The organism is Maritalea myrionectae DSM 19524 (assembly GCF_000423365.1).
Taxonomy (GTDB): Bacteria; Pseudomonadota; Alphaproteobacteria; order Rhizobiales; family Devosiaceae; genus Maritalea; species Maritalea myrionectae.
Window position 1 is genome coordinate 91,205 of sequence record NZ_AUHV01000003.1, and the last position, 20,509, is coordinate 111,713.

Here is a 20,509-nt window from a genome sequence, read left to right on the forward strand (position 1 = left end):
TTATTCGGACCAAGGGAAAAATACAGTTTGTACTATATTTGTTCTCATATTTTGAGAGCGTTGTCAATCTAATTAAGTAATTGAAATAACATCAGTTTAAATATTTGTTCTATTTTTGATCCAAAAACACATGCAAATTAACCATTTGCGTTAGTTACAACTGTCGCAACTTAGGATTGTTCGGAAACCAGAAAACCGCCAAAGAATCAGATTCGCCACGAACCCGCTTAATCCAAATCAGCCTGATCTTCGGTCTCACCTTCCAAAACAGTCTTCACTTTGGCGGCCAATTGTTTGAGCGAGAATGGCTTTGGCAGGAATTCGACGCTCACATCATCCTCAAGGCCCTTGCGCACATTTTCTTCCGCATAGCCCGAAACAAAGATCACTTTGATATCCGGATAACGCTGGCGCATTTCACCCAACAAGGTTGGTCCGTCCATCTCTGGCATGACAACATCGGAAATCAACAGTTCAATCTCGCCGTCAATTTCTTCCAGCACTTCAAGTGCAGCCACGCCGCTATCGGCCTCGTGCACCACATAGCCCGCTGACGACAATGCCCGTGCGGAGAAGGCCCGTACGCTATCTTCATCTTCCACGATCAAGATGCGCTCTTTGCCCGTAAGATCGCGCGCTTTCTGCGTGATGGCCCGATCAGCGGCTTCGCGTGGCACATGCGCATATTTAGGCAAGAAGATACGGAAAGTTGTTCCCCGGCCCAATTCGCTATCCGCGTAAATGAAGCCACCTGTCTGCTTCACAATGCCGTAAACGGTCGACAGCCCAAGCCCAGTTCCCTTGCCAATATCTTTGGTGGTGAAGAAGGGTTCAAAAATCTTGTCCTGCACCTCTTGGCTCATGCCGGTGCCAGTATCGGCTACTTCAATCAAGACATAGTCAGCCGCTGGCATGCCGCGATAATTAAAGGTTGCCGCTTCGGCTTCTGTCACATTGCGCGTGCGGATATCGACAGACCCGCCGTCGGGCATCGCATCACGGGCGTTGACCACAAGATTGATCACCACCTGCTCAAGCTGCACATGGTCGGCCCGCACGGCCCAAAGCTCGGCTTCATGATCAACGCTTAGGCTAATGCTATCGCCAATCAACCGCTTGAACAGCACCGTCAGATCATCCACCAACAGCGACACTTCCAGCACTTCAAGGCGCAAAGTTTGCCGCCGTGAGAACGCCAGCAATTGGCGCACCAACCCAGCAGCGCGGTTGGCATTCTGCTTGATTTCCATCGTATCTTTGAACGAAGGGTCGTTCGGGCGCAAATTGAGCAACAACAAATCCGAGAAGCCAATAACGGCCGTCAGAATATTGTTCAAATCGTGAGCAATACCGCCCGCCAACTGGCCAACAGCCTGCATTTTCTGACTTTGTGCAAATTGCTGTTCCAGCACCCGCTGTTGCGTGGTGTCCAGCGCATAAACAATTGCGCTTTCGCCCTGCTCATCCGGGTCTTCAATGCCGGAAACATAAAGCCGCACACTGCGTTCATCGTCACTTTTCAGCACCGCATCCACCGGCTCGATTGTGGAGTGGTTGGCGTTGGCCTGCTCCAAAGCGGTCAACAAATTCGCTTTCGCATCGTCAGAAACGAAGTCGGACAACGGCAAATGATCAATCGGTCGCTCGCCGCGCTCATTGTCAAATGTGCGCATAAAGGGCGCGTTGGTGCGTAAAATACGGCCCTGTGAATCCACCGCAGCAATCGCAAATGGGGTGTCGTTGAAAAAGCGTGAGAACTTGACTTCAGCCGTGCGCAATTCTTCCGAAAGATCCGCGCCTTTGGAACGGTCCAGCACCAGCGTGCGTGTTTCGCCCAAATCACCTTCGGCCAAGCGGGCAGCCCGATGCAGCAACCGCACAGGCAAATTGGTGCCATCGCGCTTGACCAGATCAATATCAATGATTTCGGTTTTGATTTGCCCGTCAGCACTGCCCCCCAGCAACAGGCCAGAGCCATCGCCGCGCACAATTTCAGAAAGCTGAATGGAGCCCGTATCGAACTCCGCCAAATCATAACCCAACCAATTGGCCAAAGTGGCGTTTAAATATTGGATTTGGCCATTTCCATTGGTGGAAAAGAACCCGGCAGGCGCATGATCAAGATAATCAATCGCGCGTTGCAGTTCCAAAAAGATGTTTTCTTGTTTGGCACGGTCGCGCGAAATGTCCTCAACACTCCACATGACGAGCGCCCGCCCCCCTGCTTGGTCCACAGCAGGCAGCGATTGAACGCGCACACGATACCAAATGGGCATTTCTGGGTTTTCACCAGTAAGCGACGTGGTCAAACGAATATCTTCGACCGCCCGACGCCCTTCTTGTGCAGCGCGCGACAAACGATAGATCGGCTCTGCGGCCTCAGGCGCGCTGGCAAAAAGCCGCGGCACGCTGGCCAATGCGGTCCGGTCCAACCCGGCCACCAGCTCGCCATAAGCGGCATTGGCATAAACCAACCGGCCATCCCGATCCGACACCACAGCGCCATAATCGAGACTGTCCACAATCGCGTTTTGCAGCGCGGGGCCATCATCATGATGCGACAGGCGAAACAGCCCGGCCGCCAACCCGAATAGGCTGAACACGCCGAGCACAGCCAAAAGGCCAAGCACCAGCATCAAAATGTCGGCAGATATCTGATCGCCATAGACGGCATAAACAACGGCCAAGCCGATAAAAAAGAGTGTCAAGACCAGCACGCGCCACAGCCCGGGATTCCCCAGGGGCTTTTTCACAGCTGGTTGCGGATATGTGTCCTCTTGGAGCGGGGTCACCGCCATCGTCCATGCCCTCTCACACTACTCTACTTCGGCATTGAGAATCACCAAAGTTAACCCTTCATAAATCTTTGCGCCAATTGCGTCCAACCACAAGTGAATGTGGCGATTTATTTGGGCTTTTGCCCGAAGGAGATGTATTTTTATGACGATTTTGCACTCCAGGAGCGCACACGACGCAAGCGCATCACATAGCCGATCACTTCCGCCACCGCTTTAAAGTGCTGCACAGGTATCGCCTCTTCAATTTCAACCGTGGCGTGCAGCGCCCGCGCCAGCGGCGGATTTTCCACAATTGGAATATCGTGTTCCGTGGCCAACTCCCGAATCTTAAGTGCGACCTGATCCACGCCCTTGGCCATGCAGATCGGCGCAGACATGCCCGCTTCATATTTCAATGCCACCGCATAGTGGGTCGGGTTGGTGATCACCACGCTGGCATCGGGCACATTCTGCATCATGCGCTGGCGCCCCCGTTCAGCCCGGATTTGCCGCAATTTGGCTTTGACCTTCGGGTCACCTTCCATTTGCTTATATTCGTCGCGCACCTCTTTCATGGTCATCTTTTGTTTTTCAAACCATTTGTTGCGCTGATACATAAAGTCTAGTCCAGCGACTACCGTCACAACGGCCAACGTCGCCAGAATAATTTTGATGCCCATTTCCTGAAAGGTGAGCATCAAAGTGGCGGGGTCTGCCGTCACCAACGTGTCCAGCCGATCACGCTCCGGCCACATCACCAAAAACATGATGAAAGACACGATCGAAAGCTTGGCCAAACCTTTGGCAAAATTCACCAATGCATCTTTGGAAAACAAACGCTTAGCACCACTCAACGGCGACACTTTCGACCATTTCGGCTTGAGCGGATCGAGCGACCAAACCGGCGCATGTTGCACCAGATTTGCAGCGAGCGCGAAACCTGCCAGGATCAACAATGGCACCAGCGCCACCAACAAAACGGTACCGGCGATTTCATTCCAAAATCCGGCAAACCCAGCTTCGCCAATTTCATATTGGTCCGCATTCGCCATGACGTTTTTCAACATCCCGGTCAGCGTGCCAGCCGTAAACGGTGCCATGAGTGAAAAGATCAACGCCGTGCCGAGCAGCATAAACCAGGTGGTCAGCTCTTGGCTTTTCGCCACATCACCCCGTTTGTGCGCGTCTTGCAGCTTTTTCTCGGAGGGGTCCTCGGTTTTCTCGGACTTATCCGGTTCGTCAGCCATTATCTCACCCCAACAAGTGCCATAAAGAATTGCTCAAGATGTTCGACATAGAGCACCATCATCACGCTGAGCAGCAAAGCGAACAGCAACAGCCCCAACGCAATATTGGCCGGCATGGCGATAAAGAACACCTGCAATTGCGGCATCAAACGGGCCAAAAGCCCTAAGCCGAAATAGAACACCAAGCCAAAAACAATAAACGGTGCAGACATTTGCACCCCAACTACAAAGCTAGAGGAAATCACCTCCAACGCCATGGTCGCCGCATCTTCCAAAAGGATTGGCGCCCCCGGCGTAAAAATCTCATAGCTATGATAAATCCCTGCCAACACAAGATGGTGCAAATCCATCGAAAAGATCAGCGTCACCCCCAAAACGGCGATGAAGTTACCAAAAATCGCCCCCTGCAAACCGCCCTGTGTGGGGTCAGATGTTTGGGCGAAAGACAAACCGGTCTGAAACGCAATTGTTGAACCGGCCACCTGCGCCGCAGAGGTCAACAACCGCGCGGTCCCCCCAAGCACCAAACCAACGGCAAGTTCGGAAGCAAGCAAGGCAATAATCGGATAAAAAGCCAAACTCGTTTGCGGATAGGTCGTTGAAATCAAGGGATACATAATAAATGTGAAGGTCAGCGCCAGCGTCAATCGCATCCGAATAGACAGGCGGCTTGATGAAAACCCCGGCATCAACATGATCAACGTGCCTAAGCGCGCAAAGATCAAAAAATAGAGCAAAACGGTTTGCGGCAACCAATTGATGCTGAGATCCATGGCTACCCACCGGTGATGATCAGATCAACCACCCTGTCCATATACCCTGAGAGTTGCGCGCCCATAAAAGGTAGCATCAACAGCATCGTGATGAAAATGGCCAAAATTTTTGGCACAAACACCAAAGTCATTTCCTGAATTTGGGTCAGGGCCTGGAACAACGCGATCACAACGCCCACCACAAGCCCAACAATCATCAAGGGAGCCGACACATAAATCAGTGTCCAAATACCGTCTTGTGCAACGTCGAGAACTTGTGCGCCGGTCAACAACGCCTCCTAATTATGCCAATCAGATCGGCATCTGCATGATTGATTCATAGGCGGTGATCACCCGGTCACGAATCGTCACCACCGTTTCCATCGCAATCTCAGTCTCGGAGATCGCGGTCACAACATCAACCACGTTTGAATCGCCATTCACAAGATCCATGGCCTTTTGGTCGGCCACACGGCCAGTTTCGACCACTTCTGTCAAAGATTGGGTCAGCATTTCGCCAAAGTCTGGGCCGTTGCTCGGCTTTTGCGCCAGTTGTGCGCCCTGCTGCCCGGTGTTGCCCAGCTGTGCTGCGCTCGCATATGCGTTGGACGCTGCTGCAAATGGTACGCTCATATCATTCCCCAATTTTGTTTGGCATTAAGCAGCGCGCCATTCCCCAATTTTGCGCTGCTCAGCCCTTCCCGTAATTATCCGCGCAAAATGTCCAGCGTGCCGCCCAACATTTGCCGGGTGACGCTCACCACGTTCAAGTTGGCTTCATAAGTGCGCTGGGCTTCCCGCATATCCATTGTTTCAATCAAGCTGTTCACGTTTGGATAAAGCACATAGCCGCGCTCATCCGCTGCCGGGTGGCCCGGCTCATAACGCGATTGGAAGTCGCTTTGATCATAGGCAACGCGCCCAATCTTCACCTCATTCGCCGACAATTCATTGTTATAAACCGCCTCGAATGTCGGCACCTTACGCCGATACGGGTCCTGCCCCGGCTCCTTCGCCGCAGAGCTGGAGTTCGCCATGTTTTCAGCGATAATCCGCATCCGCGCCGATTGAGCGTGCAAGCCAGTGGCCGCAATTTTCAGCGAATTCATAAAATCAGAAGACATCATTCACCTCTATTTCTACTAGCGACCCAGCGCAGTTCTAATCAACCGCAATGAGCGTTTATAAACGGCAGTTGCCGCTTGGTAGTCCATTTGGTTGGTGGACACCTTCATCATTTCATCTTCAAGCACCACACCATTGCCTTCAGGCGTAATCTCAAAGTTATTCATTTGCCGTGCGCCGAATCCGTCCGCGCCTTGCCCCACCACAGAGATGTGGTTCACATTGGTCACGCGAGTCGAAACCGTACTCATCTTCAAGTCGGACTGGTGGGTGGCAAAGTCGAACTCTTTCAGATCCCGCCCGCGGAAATCAGGCGTATCTGCGTTGGCAATATTCTCTGCCAACAATGTTTGCCGTGTCTGGTGCCACTTCATCTTCTGCGTCAATGCATCGAAAAGTGGCATCTTTGTAATCGACATACCTACCTCGCTTTAATGCTAGGCAGATATTGCCGGGCAAATGGTTAACGCGGCGTTAATAATCTGTGCAATTTTCAATAAATGCCGGGCAATAATGTTTCAAAATGCATCAGGGCCCCGATTGACCCTTGCGCTAGGCATTTTTTGCCAGCATCATTTTTTATGTGATCACCACATTTTGACCAGATAGGTTTCTTATGCCACACATCACAAGAGACGAACATAGAGGCGACAATGGGTTTTTTAACTGAGATTTTAGGCGAAGATTTGGGCAATATTGCCATTGTGATTGGTGGGCTGTTTATCACCGTACTGGCCATCATTCTGGTCGTTTGGCTGATCAAGGTGGTTTTTCGCGCCAGCCGCGATGGCATGCGCTCCAAACTGCGTCGCCTGGCGGTGCTGCAATCCGCACCCGTGGACAATAAGCGTCAATTGGTAATTATCCGCCGCGACGATGTCGAACATTTGTTGATGATCGGCGGCCCCAATGACGTGCTCATCGAAAGCGGGTTCCAAAGCCCAACCGACACGCAGCAATCGGTCGCCACGTCTAAGCTGGACCCACCCAAAAATGAAAATATGAAGGCTGAAGTTGAGACAAGCGAGAGCGTGCAAACCGCACCGCCAATTGTCGCAAAGCCGCGCCCAGCAGGCCCTTCACGCACAACACCTGTATCGCCGCTCGAAGATCGGGTTGAACCACCGCTGCGTGAGCCCCAAGCCAATAAAGGCGCCAATGTCACCCCAATGCCAAACCTCGCACCGATTGAAAAGCTGCAAGAGCTGGCGCGGTCCACACCTGAGTCAGGCGCCAAAACCCTCAAATATCCGGGCCTCTTGCGCGGCGGCAGCAAGCAAAAAGACGTGGATAGCCTGGTTTCTGACAATAAAAATCAAGAAGCGAAAGCCGACTCAGATAAATTGAACGCTGAAAACGCTCCCAGCGAGCACGAAGGAGCCGACACAGCGTCAGACCATGGGAAAGACAAAGCCAAACAAGATTAGTTTGCGCCTCGCGCCGGCGACAATGTCCCCGGCGCAATTGTTCACGGCTGAACGGCTAAAATCCTTCGGCTGGTTCAGCGCAAAATCTTTCACATTCTGCTTTGCGATTCTGATGCTGGGGGCACTATTTGTGTTCCCCAGTTTCGCCCAAGATATCTCCATTGATTTTGACGACCAAACCACCCTGACCGAGCGGGCCGTTCAGCTCATCGGGATCATCACGATTCTGTCGCTTGCGCCGTCTATTCTGGTGATGGTCACCTCATTCACACGGATTGTGGTGGTGTTGTCCCTTTTGCGCACAGCGATTGGCCTGCAAACCGCGCCGCCAAACTCAGTGATGATTTCCTTGGCGCTGTTCCTCACCGCTTTCGTCATGGCCCCCACGCTGCAACAATCCTACGATCAAGGCATTGCGCCATTGGTAGCTGGCGACATGTTGATTGAAGAAGCCGTGCCGGAGGCCATCGCCCCGCTACACGAATTCATGCGCGCCCATGTGCGGGACAAAGATGTGCAGCTGTTTTTGGACCTGACAGAAACGCCTATTCCGGAAGCCCCGGAAGAGCTGAGCATCACCGTACTGGTGCCGGCCTTTATGATCTCAGAACTGCGCCGGGCATTCGAAATCGGCTTTTTGCTCTTCGTGCCCTTCATCGTGATCGACATGGTCGTCGCGTCAGTGCTCATGTCCATGGGCATGATGATGCTGCCGCCCATCGTGATTTCATTGCCGTTTAAACTGATTTTCTTTGTGCTGGTCGATGGCTGGAACCTGGTCGCAGGTTCATTGATCCGCAGCTATATAGGCTGACCAAGCACCTGCCCTACAAAATGTCCTGATCAGGCGCCAACGCCCCTGTGGTGCCGTATCGCTCCTTGTAGGCGGCCAGGAATGAATTGAGCGAATCCACATCAGCAATCTCTTTTGCCAAGGCCTTAAATTCAGATGTGCCGAAGGCTGTCTTGCTTGTCACAAACTCAAACACGGGCCACTCTGGTGTCGATGCCATGCGATTAGAGAACTTGGCCCGCAATCGCGTGAGGCCGATCTCATCACCACCCAATGTGTAAGCGACCGCCGCTTTCACGAGGTCATTACGCACGCTTGTGGGCAATGAGCCGCCATCCGTGTATTGGTCCGCATAAATGCGCTCAATCAGCTCGCCCGCTTCCCGATAACGGCGCCCTGCCCAATGGGCATCCACCTCCAACAACCGCGCATCAAAGCCCTCAATTTTCCGCAATATGTCGACAGCCAGCTCATCACGGCCCGCATCGATCAATGCTTTTGCTTCCAATATCCGACGTTGACGTTCCAGTTGCGGCACCAAATTGGCAAGACGCGTTTTGTACAGCGCTTTAAGCGCCAAGTCGGCCCGCCGATTGGCAATGTGGATAATGGCGAGGTCAGCGGCAATCTTGGCGCGTGCCACCCCTTCCAGCCGGTTTTCAACTTGATAATCAAGCAACTCCGCAGCCTGGTCGAGCAGATCCACGCGCACCAAACGCCGCGCCAAATTACGGATCATTTCATCGCCCTTGGCGCCAGCTGGGGTTAAGCGACGGAAGTCATAATAAAGCCCCAACGCCCGGATGGGTTCCAACCGATCCGCTTCACCATTCAAAAACAGATTTTCAAAAATCTGGCGCGAAAGCTCAAAATGACGCGTTTCCTGAGGCGTATCCTGGTGCACAACTTGCATGCGCTCCAGCGTCTCGAAACCACCGCGATAGTCCTGATTTTTGAACTGCAAGCGCCCGTAAAGCTCTTGGATGTTGGCGCCCAGTTCGCCACCGCGCCACGCCAGCGATTGGATGGACAAGGTCGCCACCGCTTTATCGAGATCGATATTGCCTTGCTTTTCCAACACGAGCAAAGTGCGATACACAGCTTCTGCATATGTGGGGCGAATATCCATATTCAGCACGCCGCCATAAGTGTCCAGCGCGTCTGCATATTCACCATCGACTTCATCTACGCGGCCTGCAAGCAGATCATATCGCGACAAATCCTCTCTGCTCAGTGTGCTAAAATCAATCCCACCCAAATAGCGGATGGCCGAAGTGGAATCGCCCAGCTCAAGCGCCGCCCGCGCCGCAGAAAAGAAAAACTCATTGGCCACCCAAAGGGGATAAGCCTCAACCGCCTGTTCGGCCAACAAAGCATCATTACGCGCAATTTCATATTCACCGCGTTTGGCACGGGCAATGGTGCGCCAAATAATGGCATCAGCAGCCTCTAAAAACTCATCCTCAAGCAGTATTTCCAGCGCTTCTTCATAGCGATGGGCCAACACGTTGGCCGCGGCCTGCACAGTCTTGGCTTCCTCATAAAGCTTTGGCCGTTTGGTGTCTTCTTCCCAAACCTGCAATACGCCGAGTGCTTCATGTGTGAGCTGGTTTGCCAGATAATATCGTGCCAACTCAACCCGCGCGCTCTCTCGTGCCGCGCCTTCAGCCTCAGCCGCACGGGCCAAAATTTCCTCACGCTTCTTGACATATTCATTCGGCCGCGTTTCGCTTGCCGTCAAATCGATATACCCAACGCGTTCGCCAACTTGTTCAGGCGCTTCACGATTGATGTCTGTGGCAGACGACAGCATCAGCTGTCCCTCGGCATCGATGATAACCTCCGACCCGTCAATTTCCAGCCGAACATCTGAATGGTAAGGCTTGATGACCAGGCCGTGGACCGCCCGCAATGCTTTAAAATCCACATATTCGAGGTCGCGTACGATCGCGCGTGACGGCGGGTAAGCCGTAACCACCTGCAACATATCGCCCACATTGGGATCGCGTAACTGGTGAACCCGGCCAGGTCGCAAAATGTCCGCCACCAAAACAGTGCGCCCATTGCTTTGTTGCGCCTGTGTCAAAGTCATCGGCTCAGTTGGTGCAATCAAAATATCACCCAACGATAACACCCATGATCGACCTTCAGCGCCCAATGTCGCCAAACGATCCGCATTCATGGTCATTTGCACAATCTGGGTTTCCCCCGCTTGATCAACGTCGATAGATTGGGCAATCCCCCCCAGCAGTTCCGTGTCCGCAGGCGGATCAATCGCCACATGGGTATCAAAAACCATCCAAACGGTCTCGCCCCGCTTAAAAACGGCTGCTGGTGTGTCTTGCTCAAATGGGAATATCAGGCGAACCGTACCACCAATTTTGTTCACAAACGGCGTGATCCGCACTTGGCGCGACAAGGAAGGTGTCTTGCGCAACAGCGGATCTATTTCCTCTTCTTGTGCTGCCACTTCATCCTTATCGGCGATCTCTTCCGGCAGCTGCTCTGGCGCAACCTCGGTGATCGGCACCCCAACGTCCTCACGCGTCGAGAAATCCAAATCGAGCGTGTAATTTCTCTTATCCTCTTGGAAAAAGCGCGGTTCAACATTCTCAGTCAGCTCGAAACGCACGATCAATCCATCGCGCGTTACTTCCTTGCTAACGCTTTCAATTTCCTCTGGTAATTCAGTTTGAATCGGATAGAGATCAACATCCACCGGCCACTCAAACTTTAGCGCGCCGCCCTTGACGGTCTCGGTCCAGCTGGCTTCAGTATCGATTGTCCACTCGAATTTGACGCGCGTGAATGTGGGATGTCGGCCAACGCGCACAATGGCGTTCGGCTTGGTTTCGCGCGCGATCCGTTCTTTGCGCCGCTGCTCCGCCAACTTGGCCGCCTGCTCGGCGCGCAAAGCCAGCTCCGCCACCACATCCTCGGGCAACGCAGGGTCAAGCCCTTGCCAATCACGGGGGATAAAATCAACAAACAAACGTTCACCGGCTTCAATCCGGTTGATGCGATAGTCCTGTTTCAGACCAAAACGAATGCCTTTTAAATCCGGATCGACCCGGGCAACAGCAACATATTCGCCCAATTGCTCTGTCACATCAGGCAATTGCACATCGATGGGTTGTGAAAACTCAATGCTCATCACCCCACCGCTGGTCGAAATGGAGTATGACGGCAGATTTAGCCGATCAACAAATTTAAGAATAATGCGCCCAAAGCCCGGCTGGCCCTGCGCCACAAGTTCAAGTCGCTGCTTCTCTTGTTGATTTTGCGCCAAGGCAAAGGTCGGCGCAAAAGACATAGCAATCCCGCCTGCGAGCGCGGATAGCACCAACGCTCGGCACAACGCTTTTTGCATGGCTTTTATCAACACCATTTGCGGGATGGGCCTCTTCACGATTAATCGTCGGGACAAATCTAACGCCTAGCGATTAATACTTTACTTACCAAACCAGCGTTTCAGCCCTTATTGCCCCACAATTTGTGGCAGGCCACCATCTTGATTGGGCACCGTTTCCATCTGCTGGAGATTGGGGTTGGCGAGGTTGATGGTCAATGCTTCGGCCTTCTCGCCATCCATGCTCGCCAAAATTGAGGCCATTTTACGCGGATTCATCTGCTCGACCATCCGCACCAGAACCAACATATCCAAGCGATCGAAAATGCGGGCTGCATCCTTAGGCTTCATGTTTTCATACATCGAAACAAGCGATTGGAATTGCTCATCTTCCAAGCCTTCTTTCCGGTCAACAAGCTGCTGAATACGTGCTTCAATTTCTTTCAATTCTGCGGCTCTGGTTTCCAGCCGAATTTCTGCCGCCCGCACAATATCTTCTTGCACACGCAGTTGCGCTTCAAGCGTATCCAACTCTTTGCGGCGCTCGCTCAAGCGCGCAAGAATTGCACGTTCCGTGTCGGCAAGATCATCTTCGGACTCCCACGCAACAATGTCGCCATTTTTCATCAAGGTGATTGGCGCAGCATCAGTGGGCTTTTCCTCCGCCGCCATTTCTTCCTCGGTCATGCTGGCATCATCAGCCAAGCTGTTGCCGGATTCCTTCGCCATGTCGTCTTCTTGAACCTCGGCATCCTGAGGCTCCGCCGGGGCTTCCTGCGCAATAACCGTTTGGGCACCGCCAAGGGTATATCCATCACCTGACACAACGCCCAGAACTTTAAACAAAAACAACGCACTTGCAGCGACGATCACCACAGGCAGCAGGCGGACAGAATTCATGCGGCTTCACCTTTTGAGCGGGTGTATCTATCCAATTGCGACAAGGCATTGCGCGCTTTGGGCTGGCGCGGTGCTTCGGGCGTATATTGTTCGCGCGCGGGCAAGCCCTTCTCGGCTTCTGCTTCGCGTGCAGTTTTCGCAATCTGGCTGATTTTTTCCAGCAAATTGTTGCCAGCATGTACGTGTTGGGCAATTGAAGTGTTGAAGCCTTCAGCTTCCTGAAGCCGCGCTTGCAATTGTGCATCCGCCTCAGCCGCTGTTTGCTTCATGCCTTGAATGGCGCCATTCGCCATATCCGTAGCCCGCACCAAATCAGTGATCATCGCCCGCAGCGCATCCCGGTCTGCATGCAGCCGCTTCAAACGAACATTAAGCACATAGCAATAGCCGATGGTCAGCATCAGCAAAATGGCCACGGCGCCTTCCACGATCAATCCAAAAGCCAAACCACCCATATTAGTCACTCCCCTGCTCGTCCATCGCCTCAAAAACAGCCATCGTCACCTTTGGTGGATTGAGCGGACGGGTTACACGTACTGAAACATTTTTGCCAATATGGCCCATTTGCGCTTCGGTCAATTTCACATCACCACAACGCAATGTTACCGGATCCGTCGGCGTGCGCTCAAACATCAGCGTGTCGCCTTCAGAAATATTCATCGCCTGCGACAGCGGGATTTCCCACTCATGCAGCACCGCTTCTAACTCAGAGTCTGCCCGATAGATTTCAGAAGCCAAGTGGCCTTCCCAAATCGGGTCACGGCCAAACTTCTCCCCCATGAACATTTGCAACAATTGCTCACGAATGGGTTCGATGGTCGCGTAAGGCAGCAAAATCTCAACTTTGCCGCCGCGATCATCCATATCAATGCGCAGCTCGATCAGAATGGCGGCATTGGCAGGGCGCGCAATCGCGGCAAAGCGCGGGTTGGTCTCCATGCGTTCAACGTTGAAGGTCACCGGCGTTAGCGGCTCAAATGCCTTCATCATATCATCAAGGATCAACTCGATCATGCGCTGGGTCAGGCTCATCTCGATGGTCGTATAGGGACGCCCTTCAACCCGAATGGTGTTGTTGCCCCGACGCCCGCCGAGCAGCACATCAATCATGGAATAGATGAGGTTACTTTCAACCGTCATCAAACCAAAATTGTCCCACTCTTCGGCCTTTAGCACGGTCAGAATGGCAGGCAACGGCACTGAGTTTAGATAGTCCCCAAACCGCACCGAGGTGATGCTGTCGAGTGAAACTTCAACATTGTCAGATGTGAAATTGCGCAATGATGTTGTGGTCAACCGCACCAAGCGGTCAAACACAATCTCCAACATGGGCAGGCGTTCATATGAAACAAGCGCCGAGTTGATCAGCGCTTGCACGCCAGACATTTCGCCTTCGCTCAAGTCAGCCTGATCGAAGCCCAGCAAATTATCGATTTCATCTTGGTTGAGGATACGGTCGGCATGACTATCGCCGTCACCGTCGCCCTCACCTTCAATCATCGAGGCCCATTCAGACGCCATATCATCGTCACTCTTGGACTGTTCTTCGTCCAGGGCGCTCATTAGATCGTCATTTTCATCAGCCATGATGTAACCTTATTGAACCAGAATTTCTTTGAACAGAATGCTGTCCACTTGTGCAGGAAACACCGCGAGGTTCACCCGGCGCCGCAACTCTTCTTTCAAGCGATAAATGCCGGCAGACCCTTCAAGGTCGGAGCGACGTAACTCGCGCAGATAAACCTGAAACGTGTCCAACACACGCGGCATGCGTGGCTCCACTATGTCGATCAGTGCTTCATCAGATAGCTCCAGCGCGATGGCGAGCTTGAGAAACACTTCATCATTGTCCGCATCATCATTCAAATTCACGGTGATGGTCGGCAAATCATAAAAAACGCTGGTCCGCACTTCGGCAAGTTCGGGCTTGTCGCTGCCATTGCCGGCAAAGAAAAAGAAGTATGCGCCGCCACCAGCTGCCGCCAAAAGGGCAACAACAGCACCGATAATCACCATCAATGGTGGTTTCTTTTTTCCGGCTTCGCCTTCTTCGCCATCTTCGGGGGCGGTATTTGCGTCTTCGTTGGCCATGCCAAACCTCAATTATTCAAGAATCATAGGCGCTGGGCGCACATTGCCTATACATACTAGTGGTAAGGTCGAGAAGGTTAACGAAGAGTTACTTTTTGCATTTTGCGGCAATTTTTGCCCGGTAATTTTTGCCACCTAGAAAATATTGATTTGCGATTTTGAATAAAACTTTATCAATAATTGTGACAAATCAATAACTTAGAAAACTGGCACGATCCTCGCATTGTTATTGGCAGGCCCGCTGACTTGGGGAAGTTAAACGGCCAACAATTAAATTGGGGAGACAGGTGCCATGGAAAACGCACAGCTCATCGGCCTATCAAGACAAATCGCATTGCGGCGTCAAATGGACGTTGTGGCCAACAATATGGCCAACTTGAACACAGCCGGTTACAAAAATATGGACATCCTTTTCGAAGAGTATGTCATGCCGGTCGCCCGTCATAAAGATTTCGAAATGATGGACCAGCCGCTTTCTTATACGCAGGATTGGGCCACCATTCATGATTTTGCTTCCGGCAGCATCACGCAAACGGGCAACCCACTAGACATCGCCATCCAAGGCGACGGCTTCTTCGTGATCGACACACCAGGTGGCGAACGCTACACCCGCAACGGCGCCTTTCAACTGAATGAGCGCGGCGAGCTGGTTACGTCTGAAGGCTACAACGTGCTCGCAGATGGTGGTTTTTTAACCTTCAACCCGGGCGAAACCGGCATCACCATCACCGAAGACGGACGTGTCAGTTCTTCTGCTGGCGATAAGGGCATCTTGCGGGTCGCAGAGTTTGAAAATCCTCAAAGCCTGCGCCGCGAAGGCGACACCATGTTTTCGGGCGAAAATCCCATTTTTGATAATCCATCCCGTTTTGTGCAAATGGCCATCGAACGCTCCAACGTTTCCGGCGTCTCCGAGATGACAGAAATGATCCGCGTCACCAAGGCCTATGAATCCATCTCGGGCATGCAACAACGCCAGGACGAGTTGCGGCGCACCGCCATTCGTAAGCTCGGCGACACTAAAGCTTAAGTGAAAGCGAAAGGAACTAAATCATGAAGGCACTCTATATCGCTTCCACAGGCATGTCGGCGCAAGAGCGGAACGTGGAGATCATCTCCAACAACATCGCCAACATGCGCACAACCGGCTTTAAACGCCAACGTGCCGATTTTCAGGATTTGCTCTACCAGGTTTATCGCCGTGCGGGGTCGCAAACCTCCGCTGCAGGCACCCAGTTGCCTACAGGCGTTGAGATCGGCTCTGGTGTTAAAACCGGCGCCACACCGCGCATTATGAGCCAGGGCAATATTCAACCGACGGAAAAAGAGCTCGATATCGCCATTCGTGGCGAAGGGTTCTTCTCTGTTGATCTGCCTGACGGCCGCACCGGCTACACCCGTGACGGCTCGTTCGAACGCGATTCAAATGGCCAGTTGGTCACCATTGAAGGCTATTTGGTCCAGCCCGGTATCAACATTCCCGCCAATGCGCGCGCCGTCTCGATTTCAGCCGATGGCACCGTTGAAGCCTTTTTGGACAATGAATCAACACCAACAGCCTTAGGTCAGATCCAACTGAGCCGCTTTGCCAACAAAGCAGGTTTGGAGAGTGCGGGCGACAACACTTATGTCGAAACCGCAGCATCCGGCCCGGCACAAAACGGCGTAGCCAACCAGGATGGCTTCGGCAACATGCTGCAAGCTCACCTCGAGCTGGCCAACGTTAATGCCGTAACCGAGATTGCAGATTTGATCGCCGCGCAGCGCGCCTACGAAATGAACGCACGCGTTATTTCCGGGGCTGACCAGATGCTGCAAGCCACATCGCAAATCCGCTAGGGGTAGGCTGACATCATGTTTAAAACACTCACCAAAACAGCGCTTATTCTCAGTGCAAGCCTTATGGCCCACGCGGCTCTGGCGATGCCTGTTCTTAAGCCGTCCATCGTGGTGGACACAAAAGTGGTCACCGTTGGCGATATGTTCGACAATGCGGGCATTCATGCGGAAACAGCTTTGTTCCGCAGCCCTGCACCAGGCACGGTCGGCGCGGTGCCCCTCACCTCTGTTCATTTGGCCGCGCAACGCGCAGGCTTCACGAATTATGATACAGCGGGTCTTTCCCAGGTGCGGGTGGAACGCGCTGGCGTGAAAATTGACGCCAACTTCGTCAACCAGCTGGTCAATGACGAGTTGATCAACCGCCAATTGCTGCTGGAAGGCGAAACGGCAAAAATCCGTCTCAACACAGCGCTTAAAGGCCTTTTTGCCGACGGCGCATCTGACAATCCAGTGATGGTGCTCGACTTTGAAGTTGGGCCCGAAACACGCACATTCGCCGCCCGTCTGGCCCTTTCAGGTCACAAGCAACCCCTTCGGGTCGATGGCCGGATCGATATTATGGTGCAAGCGCCATTCATCACCCAGTCAATTTCCAAGGGTGAAATCCTGAAGCTAAGCGATATTGAAATGCGCCCCGCTTCAGAACAAGTGATCCGGGCACAAGGCCCTGTGCTGCTTGAAGATTTGGTTGGCAAAAGCCTTACCCGTTCTTTGCGCAGTGGCAGCCCGATCCGCATCTCTGATGTGGCCGAGCCAGATGTGATCAACCGCAATGACCTTGTGACCCTTTATTTCAAAAAGGGTGCGCTCACCCTCACCGTGAAGGCCAAGGCCTTGCAATCAGCAGCCATCGACGAGCCTGTCACCGTTCTCAATCTGATGTCCAACAAGCCAATTCAGGGCATCGTTTCGGGCGCTGGCACTGTGACCATTCCGAGTGGTCCGGCCAAAATAGCAGCAGCGAATTAGGAGCAGAAAAATGAAACTCATCCAGCTCATCACCCTCATTGCTCTTGGCGCATCTCTGACTGCGTGCACCACCGCCAACCGTATCGCCAACATTGGCCAGGCGCCATCGCTAACAGCAATTGAGAACCCGCAGGCACAAGCAGGCTACAAGCCGGTTTCCCTGCCTATGCCGGAGCCCGAGAAAGTGGCCTACCAGCCAAACTCGCTGTTCATTTCCGGCAAGCGCGGCTTCTTTAAAGATCAACGCGCCCGCAAAGTGGGTGACATTCTTACTGTAGATGTGACCATTGCGGATAAGGCGCAGATTGCCAACAAAACATCCCGCGCACGCACAAGCACAAATGATGCAGGCGCAGGCGGTGTCGTCGGCTCTATCTTCAACTCAGTTGTGCCTGATGTCTCAGCCAACGGCGCAATCGAACTCAGCTCCGGCTCTGCCGACACGGGCGATGGTTCGGTCAATCGTTCGGAAACTCTGGATACGTCAATCGCCGCAGTTGTGGTGCAGGTTCTGCCCAATGGCAACCTTGTGATTGAAGGGCGTCAGGAAGTGCGGGTCAATTTTGAAGTACGCGACCTGATCCTGGCCGGGGTTGTTCGCCCAGAAGATATTGGCGCCAACAACACCATCCCATCTGAAAAGATCGCCCAGGCCCGCATTTCATACGGTGGCCGCGGCCAAATCACAGATGTTCAACAGCCACGCTATGGCCAGCAATTTATGGACGCCATTCTCCCCTTCTAAGGCAAGCCATAATATCGGTTGATCGCTTTCCCCAATTTGCGATCAGCCCTTCCCCAAAGGGCGCGACTTTCCCCAATTTGGTCGCGCCCTTTTTGTTGGGCTAAGCCTTTGACTTATTGCCAAAGTTGGCAGCATTGAAGATTACCACCCCGGCAATCACGGCGATGCCACCCAGCACCACCAACAAGGTCAACTGTTCCCGCAAGAAGGTGGCCGCCAATAGCGCACCAACCAAAGCAATCACGGGTCCGATTTGGCTCAAATAGACGGGGCCGCCGCGCTTTTGCAGCACAAAGTAAAACCCGAACCCTGCGGCAAAGCACAGCATTTGCGCGCCCATCACCACAAAGCCAATCGGCTGCAAGTCAGCTGGAATAACTTCACCTGTCAAAAGCGCAATTGCATAGCTTATCAGCCCGGCAAAGATCAGCATCCACGGCGCCAAGGCCAATGGTGCGGCCCCAGCTGGCCAAAAGCGTGAACGGAAAATATTGCCGAACGCCAAAAATACTGGCCCCAGCAGACTGACAAATATCCACACCGGATCAATTGTCGCGTCCATCATTTTGCCCGCTGCCAAAAACATGGCACCCGATAGAGCCATCGCAACGCCCAGCACTTTTCCCCGCGAAAACCTGTCCTCACCAATCGCAACGGCGACAAAAAAGGTCAGGACAGGTGCGAACGCGGTGGCAAAGGCGATAAACCCTGCCCCCACATACCGCACCGCAAAAAAGAACATAAGATTGGGCACCACAAAGAGCAGTCCCGACATCAGATTATAGCGCCACATGGCAGCATCAAATTTGGCGCGATAGCCAAACAGCGCCGTCGCCGCCAACATCAGCAAACCACCGCCCAAAGTGGTGTGCGCCAGATAGATCGTTGGCGACCATCCTGTGTTAATGGCGACCTTGCCCAACACCGCGGTCAGTCCCAAAAAGGACCCGACAATGAAGAGCAACGCCAGCATGCCAAGATCCAGATTGTGCCAAAATCTCGGCTTTGGGGATGAATTTACATCAATGGTTGGCATTTTCGACAGGTCAGTCATACTCGTTATCCGTTTGAAATAGAATTTATCTTGATATAAAGTATCTTAACATTAAGATAAAGAGGAAAAATATGGATCGCGCTTCGCTGGCCGCCCAACAATGGCAAAATGAACGTCCGGATTTGGACACAGTCCCCATGGAAACCCTTGGGCGCATTGCGGAATTAGCGCTACGGGCGCAGCGCGATCACATTGATCAACTTTTTGCAAAACATGGATTGCAGCCAGGCGAATTTGACGTTTTGGCCACTTTGCGGCGATCTGGTGCGCCCTTTGCCCTGTCCCCCACCGCGCTTTATGAAGCAACGATGGTATCTTCGGGCGGCATGACCAACCGAATTGATAAGCTGGAAAAGGCGGGCCTGATTGAGCGCCGCGCCAACCCGAATGACCGACGGTCAAACTTGGTGGCGCTCACCAGCGATGGGTTGGCAAAGATCGATCAAATCCTGCCGCAACATATCAGCAACGAACAAAACATCCTCGCCGCCCTGAATGATGAAGAGATTGAGCAACTCAACGCCATTTCAAAAAAGCTAATCGCCCGCTTAGATAAGCTCGAAGCAAAGCCAAAGGTTTAAAAATGTCCAACCCTGCCCCCAATCAGCGCGTTTCCCTGATCACATTGGGCGTTGCAAATTTGGCGCGATCGATCCAATTTTACCGGGATCTCGGCTGGTCCCCACATGCACGCAGCCTGGACGATATATGTCTTTTCCAAATGAACGGCTTTGCCCTGGCCCTCTATGAAATCAACGCTCTAGCCGATGACCAAAAGCGCCCCGTGACAGCAATTGGCACAGGCGCGATAACCTTGGCGCAAAATTTTGATAGCGAAGCTGAAGTGGACGCGTCATTTGAAAGGGCGATTGCCGCAGGAGCGACAACGATAAAGAAGCCTGAAAAAGCATTCTGGGGTGGTTATTCGGGCTATATTGCCGACCCAGATGGCCATATCTGGGAACTCGCCATGAACCCAAACTGGCCACTGAGTGAAGATGGTTCTTTGATCTTACCTGACCCGAAATAATAGGCGCTTTGCCCTTCAAACCTTCGGGTCACGTGAAGCCTCTTCATTGGGCTTATTTAAAGCGAGATTTCGCGCGCTCAAATGCACTTGAAATGTTGGTCCATGCTTGCTCGAACCCGCCTTTCATATCCTGCCAGGCATCGTCGCCGGCATCGCGCAACTCATCAAGTTTAGCTTGAGCTTCATCGCGCTTTGCACGCATCTCATCAAGCTCTTTTTGATATTCAATCTTTTTGTCGGCCTCGGCCTCTTCAACTTGCGCCTTCATCTTTTTGATTTCAGCGTCCCATTGATCAATTCTAGCCTTAGCCTTTTGAATATATTGATCTTTCTCTGTCATATCTGCCTCCAAAAGTTATGAGATGCAACCAAAATGCCCGATAGGACTCACAACGTGGCCCACCGGGA

Annotated in this window: 22 protein-coding genes; 8 read left to right on the plus strand and 14 right to left on the minus strand. The window is 52.8% G+C overall.

The window, feature by feature from the left end:
- Positions 1 to 227: 227 nt before the first annotated feature.
- From cckA to flgB, 7 genes are all read right to left on the minus strand, one after another.
- Positions 228 to 2,792, minus strand: coding sequence for a cell cycle histidine kinase CckA (cckA, locus tag G549_RS0106380; protein ID WP_027834327.1), 2,565 nt, complete (start codon positions 2,790 to 2,792; stop codon positions 228 to 230).
- 146 nt (positions 2,793 to 2,938) lie between these two features.
- Positions 2,939 to 4,024 (minus strand): flagellar biosynthesis protein FlhB, encoded by a 1,086-nt coding sequence (gene flhB, locus G549_RS0106385; protein ID WP_027834328.1) that lies wholly within the window; start codon positions 4,022 to 4,024, stop codon positions 2,939 to 2,941.
- A complete protein-coding gene (fliR, locus tag G549_RS0106390) occupies positions 4,024 to 4,797 on the minus strand; it encodes a flagellar biosynthetic protein FliR (RefSeq protein ID WP_027834329.1) in 774 nt (257 codons plus the stop codon). Before fliR ends, flhB begins: the two co-directional genes overlap by 1 nt.
- 2 nt (positions 4,798 to 4,799) lie before the next feature.
- Entirely contained in the window at positions 4,800 to 5,066 is a 267-nt protein-coding gene (gene fliQ, locus G549_RS0106395; protein WP_027834330.1) for a flagellar biosynthesis protein FliQ, read from the minus strand.
- A gap of 22 nt (positions 5,067 to 5,088) precedes the next feature.
- Positions 5,089 to 5,409: a flagellar hook-basal body complex protein FliE gene (gene fliE / locus G549_RS0106400; protein WP_027834331.1), complete on the minus strand. Its 321-nt coding sequence runs from the start codon at positions 5,407 to 5,409 to the stop codon at positions 5,089 to 5,091.
- A 74-nt stretch (positions 5,410 to 5,483) separates the two neighbouring features.
- On the minus strand, positions 5,484 to 5,903 hold the full coding sequence (gene flgC / locus G549_RS0106405; RefSeq protein WP_036221611.1) for a flagellar basal body rod protein FlgC: 420 nt from the start codon (positions 5,901 to 5,903) through the stop codon (positions 5,484 to 5,486).
- A 15-nt stretch (positions 5,904 to 5,918) separates the two neighbouring features.
- Entirely contained in the window at positions 5,919 to 6,320 is a 402-nt protein-coding gene (gene flgB / locus G549_RS0106410; RefSeq protein ID WP_027834333.1) for a flagellar basal body rod protein FlgB, read from the minus strand.
- A 234-nt stretch (positions 6,321 to 6,554) separates the two neighbouring features.
- On the opposite strand from flgB, the gene G549_RS21245 reads away from it, so the two are divergent.
- Both G549_RS21245 and fliP read left to right on the plus strand, forming a co-directional pair.
- Positions 6,555 to 7,328, plus strand: coding sequence for a flagellar biosynthetic protein FliO (locus tag G549_RS21245; RefSeq protein ID WP_051213503.1), 774 nt, complete (start codon positions 6,555 to 6,557; stop codon positions 7,326 to 7,328).
- A gap of 112 nt (positions 7,329 to 7,440) precedes the next feature.
- Entirely contained in the window at positions 7,441 to 8,142 is a 702-nt protein-coding gene (gene fliP, locus G549_RS0106425; RefSeq protein ID WP_036221987.1) for a flagellar type III secretion system pore protein FliP, read from the plus strand.
- 13 nt (positions 8,143 to 8,155) lie between these two features.
- Here the strand turns inward: fliP and G549_RS0106430 are convergent, their stop codons facing one another.
- The 5 genes from G549_RS0106430 to G549_RS0106450 form a co-directional block, all read right to left on the minus strand.
- The gene (locus G549_RS0106430) at positions 8,156 to 11,434 is read right to left on the minus strand and encodes an ATP-binding protein (protein ID WP_156905501.1); all 3,279 of its coding nucleotides are present in this window, start codon (positions 11,432 to 11,434) and stop codon (positions 8,156 to 8,158) included.
- Between the two features lie 165 nt (positions 11,435 to 11,599).
- The gene (locus tag G549_RS0106435) at positions 11,600 to 12,370 is read right to left on the minus strand and encodes a MotE family protein (RefSeq protein ID WP_027834336.1); all 771 of its coding nucleotides are present in this window, start codon (positions 12,368 to 12,370) and stop codon (positions 11,600 to 11,602) included.
- Positions 12,367 to 12,825, minus strand: a complete 459-nt coding sequence (locus G549_RS0106440) for a DUF6468 domain-containing protein (protein WP_027834337.1) — start codon at positions 12,823 to 12,825, stop codon at positions 12,367 to 12,369. The genes G549_RS0106435 and G549_RS0106440 overlap by 4 nt, the downstream gene beginning before the upstream one ends.
- Position 12,826: 1 nt before the next feature.
- Positions 12,827 to 13,957, minus strand: coding sequence for a flagellar motor switch protein FliM (gene fliM / locus G549_RS0106445; RefSeq protein WP_036221614.1), 1,131 nt, complete (start codon positions 13,955 to 13,957; stop codon positions 12,827 to 12,829).
- A 9-nt stretch (positions 13,958 to 13,966) separates the two neighbouring features.
- Complete coding sequence (locus G549_RS0106450; protein ID WP_027834339.1) at positions 13,967 to 14,461, minus strand: flagellar basal body-associated FliL family protein; 495 nt, start codon at positions 14,459 to 14,461, stop codon at positions 13,967 to 13,969.
- A 292-nt stretch (positions 14,462 to 14,753) separates the two neighbouring features.
- On the opposite strand from G549_RS0106450, the gene flgF reads away from it, so the two are divergent.
- From flgF to flgH, 4 genes are read left to right on the plus strand one after another with little or no spacing between them, the layout of a single operon-like run.
- Entirely contained in the window at positions 14,754 to 15,491 is a 738-nt protein-coding gene (gene flgF / locus G549_RS0106455; protein WP_027834340.1) for a flagellar basal-body rod protein FlgF, read from the plus strand.
- Between the two features lie 23 nt (positions 15,492 to 15,514).
- Complete coding sequence (gene flgG, locus G549_RS0106460) at positions 15,515 to 16,300, plus strand: flagellar basal-body rod protein FlgG (RefSeq protein WP_027834341.1); 786 nt, start codon at positions 15,515 to 15,517, stop codon at positions 16,298 to 16,300.
- Positions 16,301 to 16,315: 15 nt separating this feature from the next.
- Positions 16,316 to 17,272 (plus strand): flagellar basal body P-ring formation chaperone FlgA, encoded by a 957-nt coding sequence (gene flgA / locus G549_RS0106465; protein ID WP_027834342.1) that lies wholly within the window; start codon positions 16,316 to 16,318, stop codon positions 17,270 to 17,272.
- Positions 17,273 to 17,282: 10 nt separating this feature from the next.
- Positions 17,283 to 18,017, plus strand: a complete 735-nt coding sequence (flgH, locus tag G549_RS0106470; RefSeq protein WP_027834343.1) for a flagellar basal body L-ring protein FlgH — start codon at positions 17,283 to 17,285, stop codon at positions 18,015 to 18,017.
- Positions 18,018 to 18,117: 100 nt separating this feature from the next.
- On the opposite strand, the gene G549_RS0106475 is transcribed toward flgH, so the two are convergent.
- Entirely contained in the window at positions 18,118 to 19,071 is a 954-nt protein-coding gene (locus G549_RS0106475) for a DMT family transporter (RefSeq protein WP_051213504.1), read from the minus strand.
- A gap of 71 nt (positions 19,072 to 19,142) precedes the next feature.
- Here G549_RS0106475 and G549_RS0106480 point away from each other — a divergent pair, with 71 nt between their 5' ends.
- Both G549_RS0106480 and G549_RS0106485 read left to right on the plus strand, forming a co-directional pair.
- Positions 19,143 to 19,652, plus strand: a complete 510-nt coding sequence (locus G549_RS0106480) for a MarR family winged helix-turn-helix transcriptional regulator (protein ID WP_027834345.1) — start codon at positions 19,143 to 19,145, stop codon at positions 19,650 to 19,652.
- Between the two features lie 2 nt (positions 19,653 to 19,654).
- Positions 19,655 to 20,101 carry a VOC family protein gene (locus G549_RS0106485; RefSeq protein WP_027834346.1) on the plus strand — a complete coding sequence of 149 codons (447 nt, stop codon included), beginning with the start codon at positions 19,655 to 19,657 and terminating at the stop codon, positions 20,099 to 20,101.
- A 52-nt stretch (positions 20,102 to 20,153) separates the two neighbouring features.
- Here the strand turns inward: G549_RS0106485 and G549_RS0106490 are convergent, their stop codons facing one another.
- A complete protein-coding gene (locus G549_RS0106490) occupies positions 20,154 to 20,441 on the minus strand; it encodes a sll1863 family stress response protein (RefSeq protein ID WP_027834347.1) in 288 nt (95 codons plus the stop codon).
- Between the last annotated feature and the right edge of the window lie 68 nt (positions 20,442 to 20,509).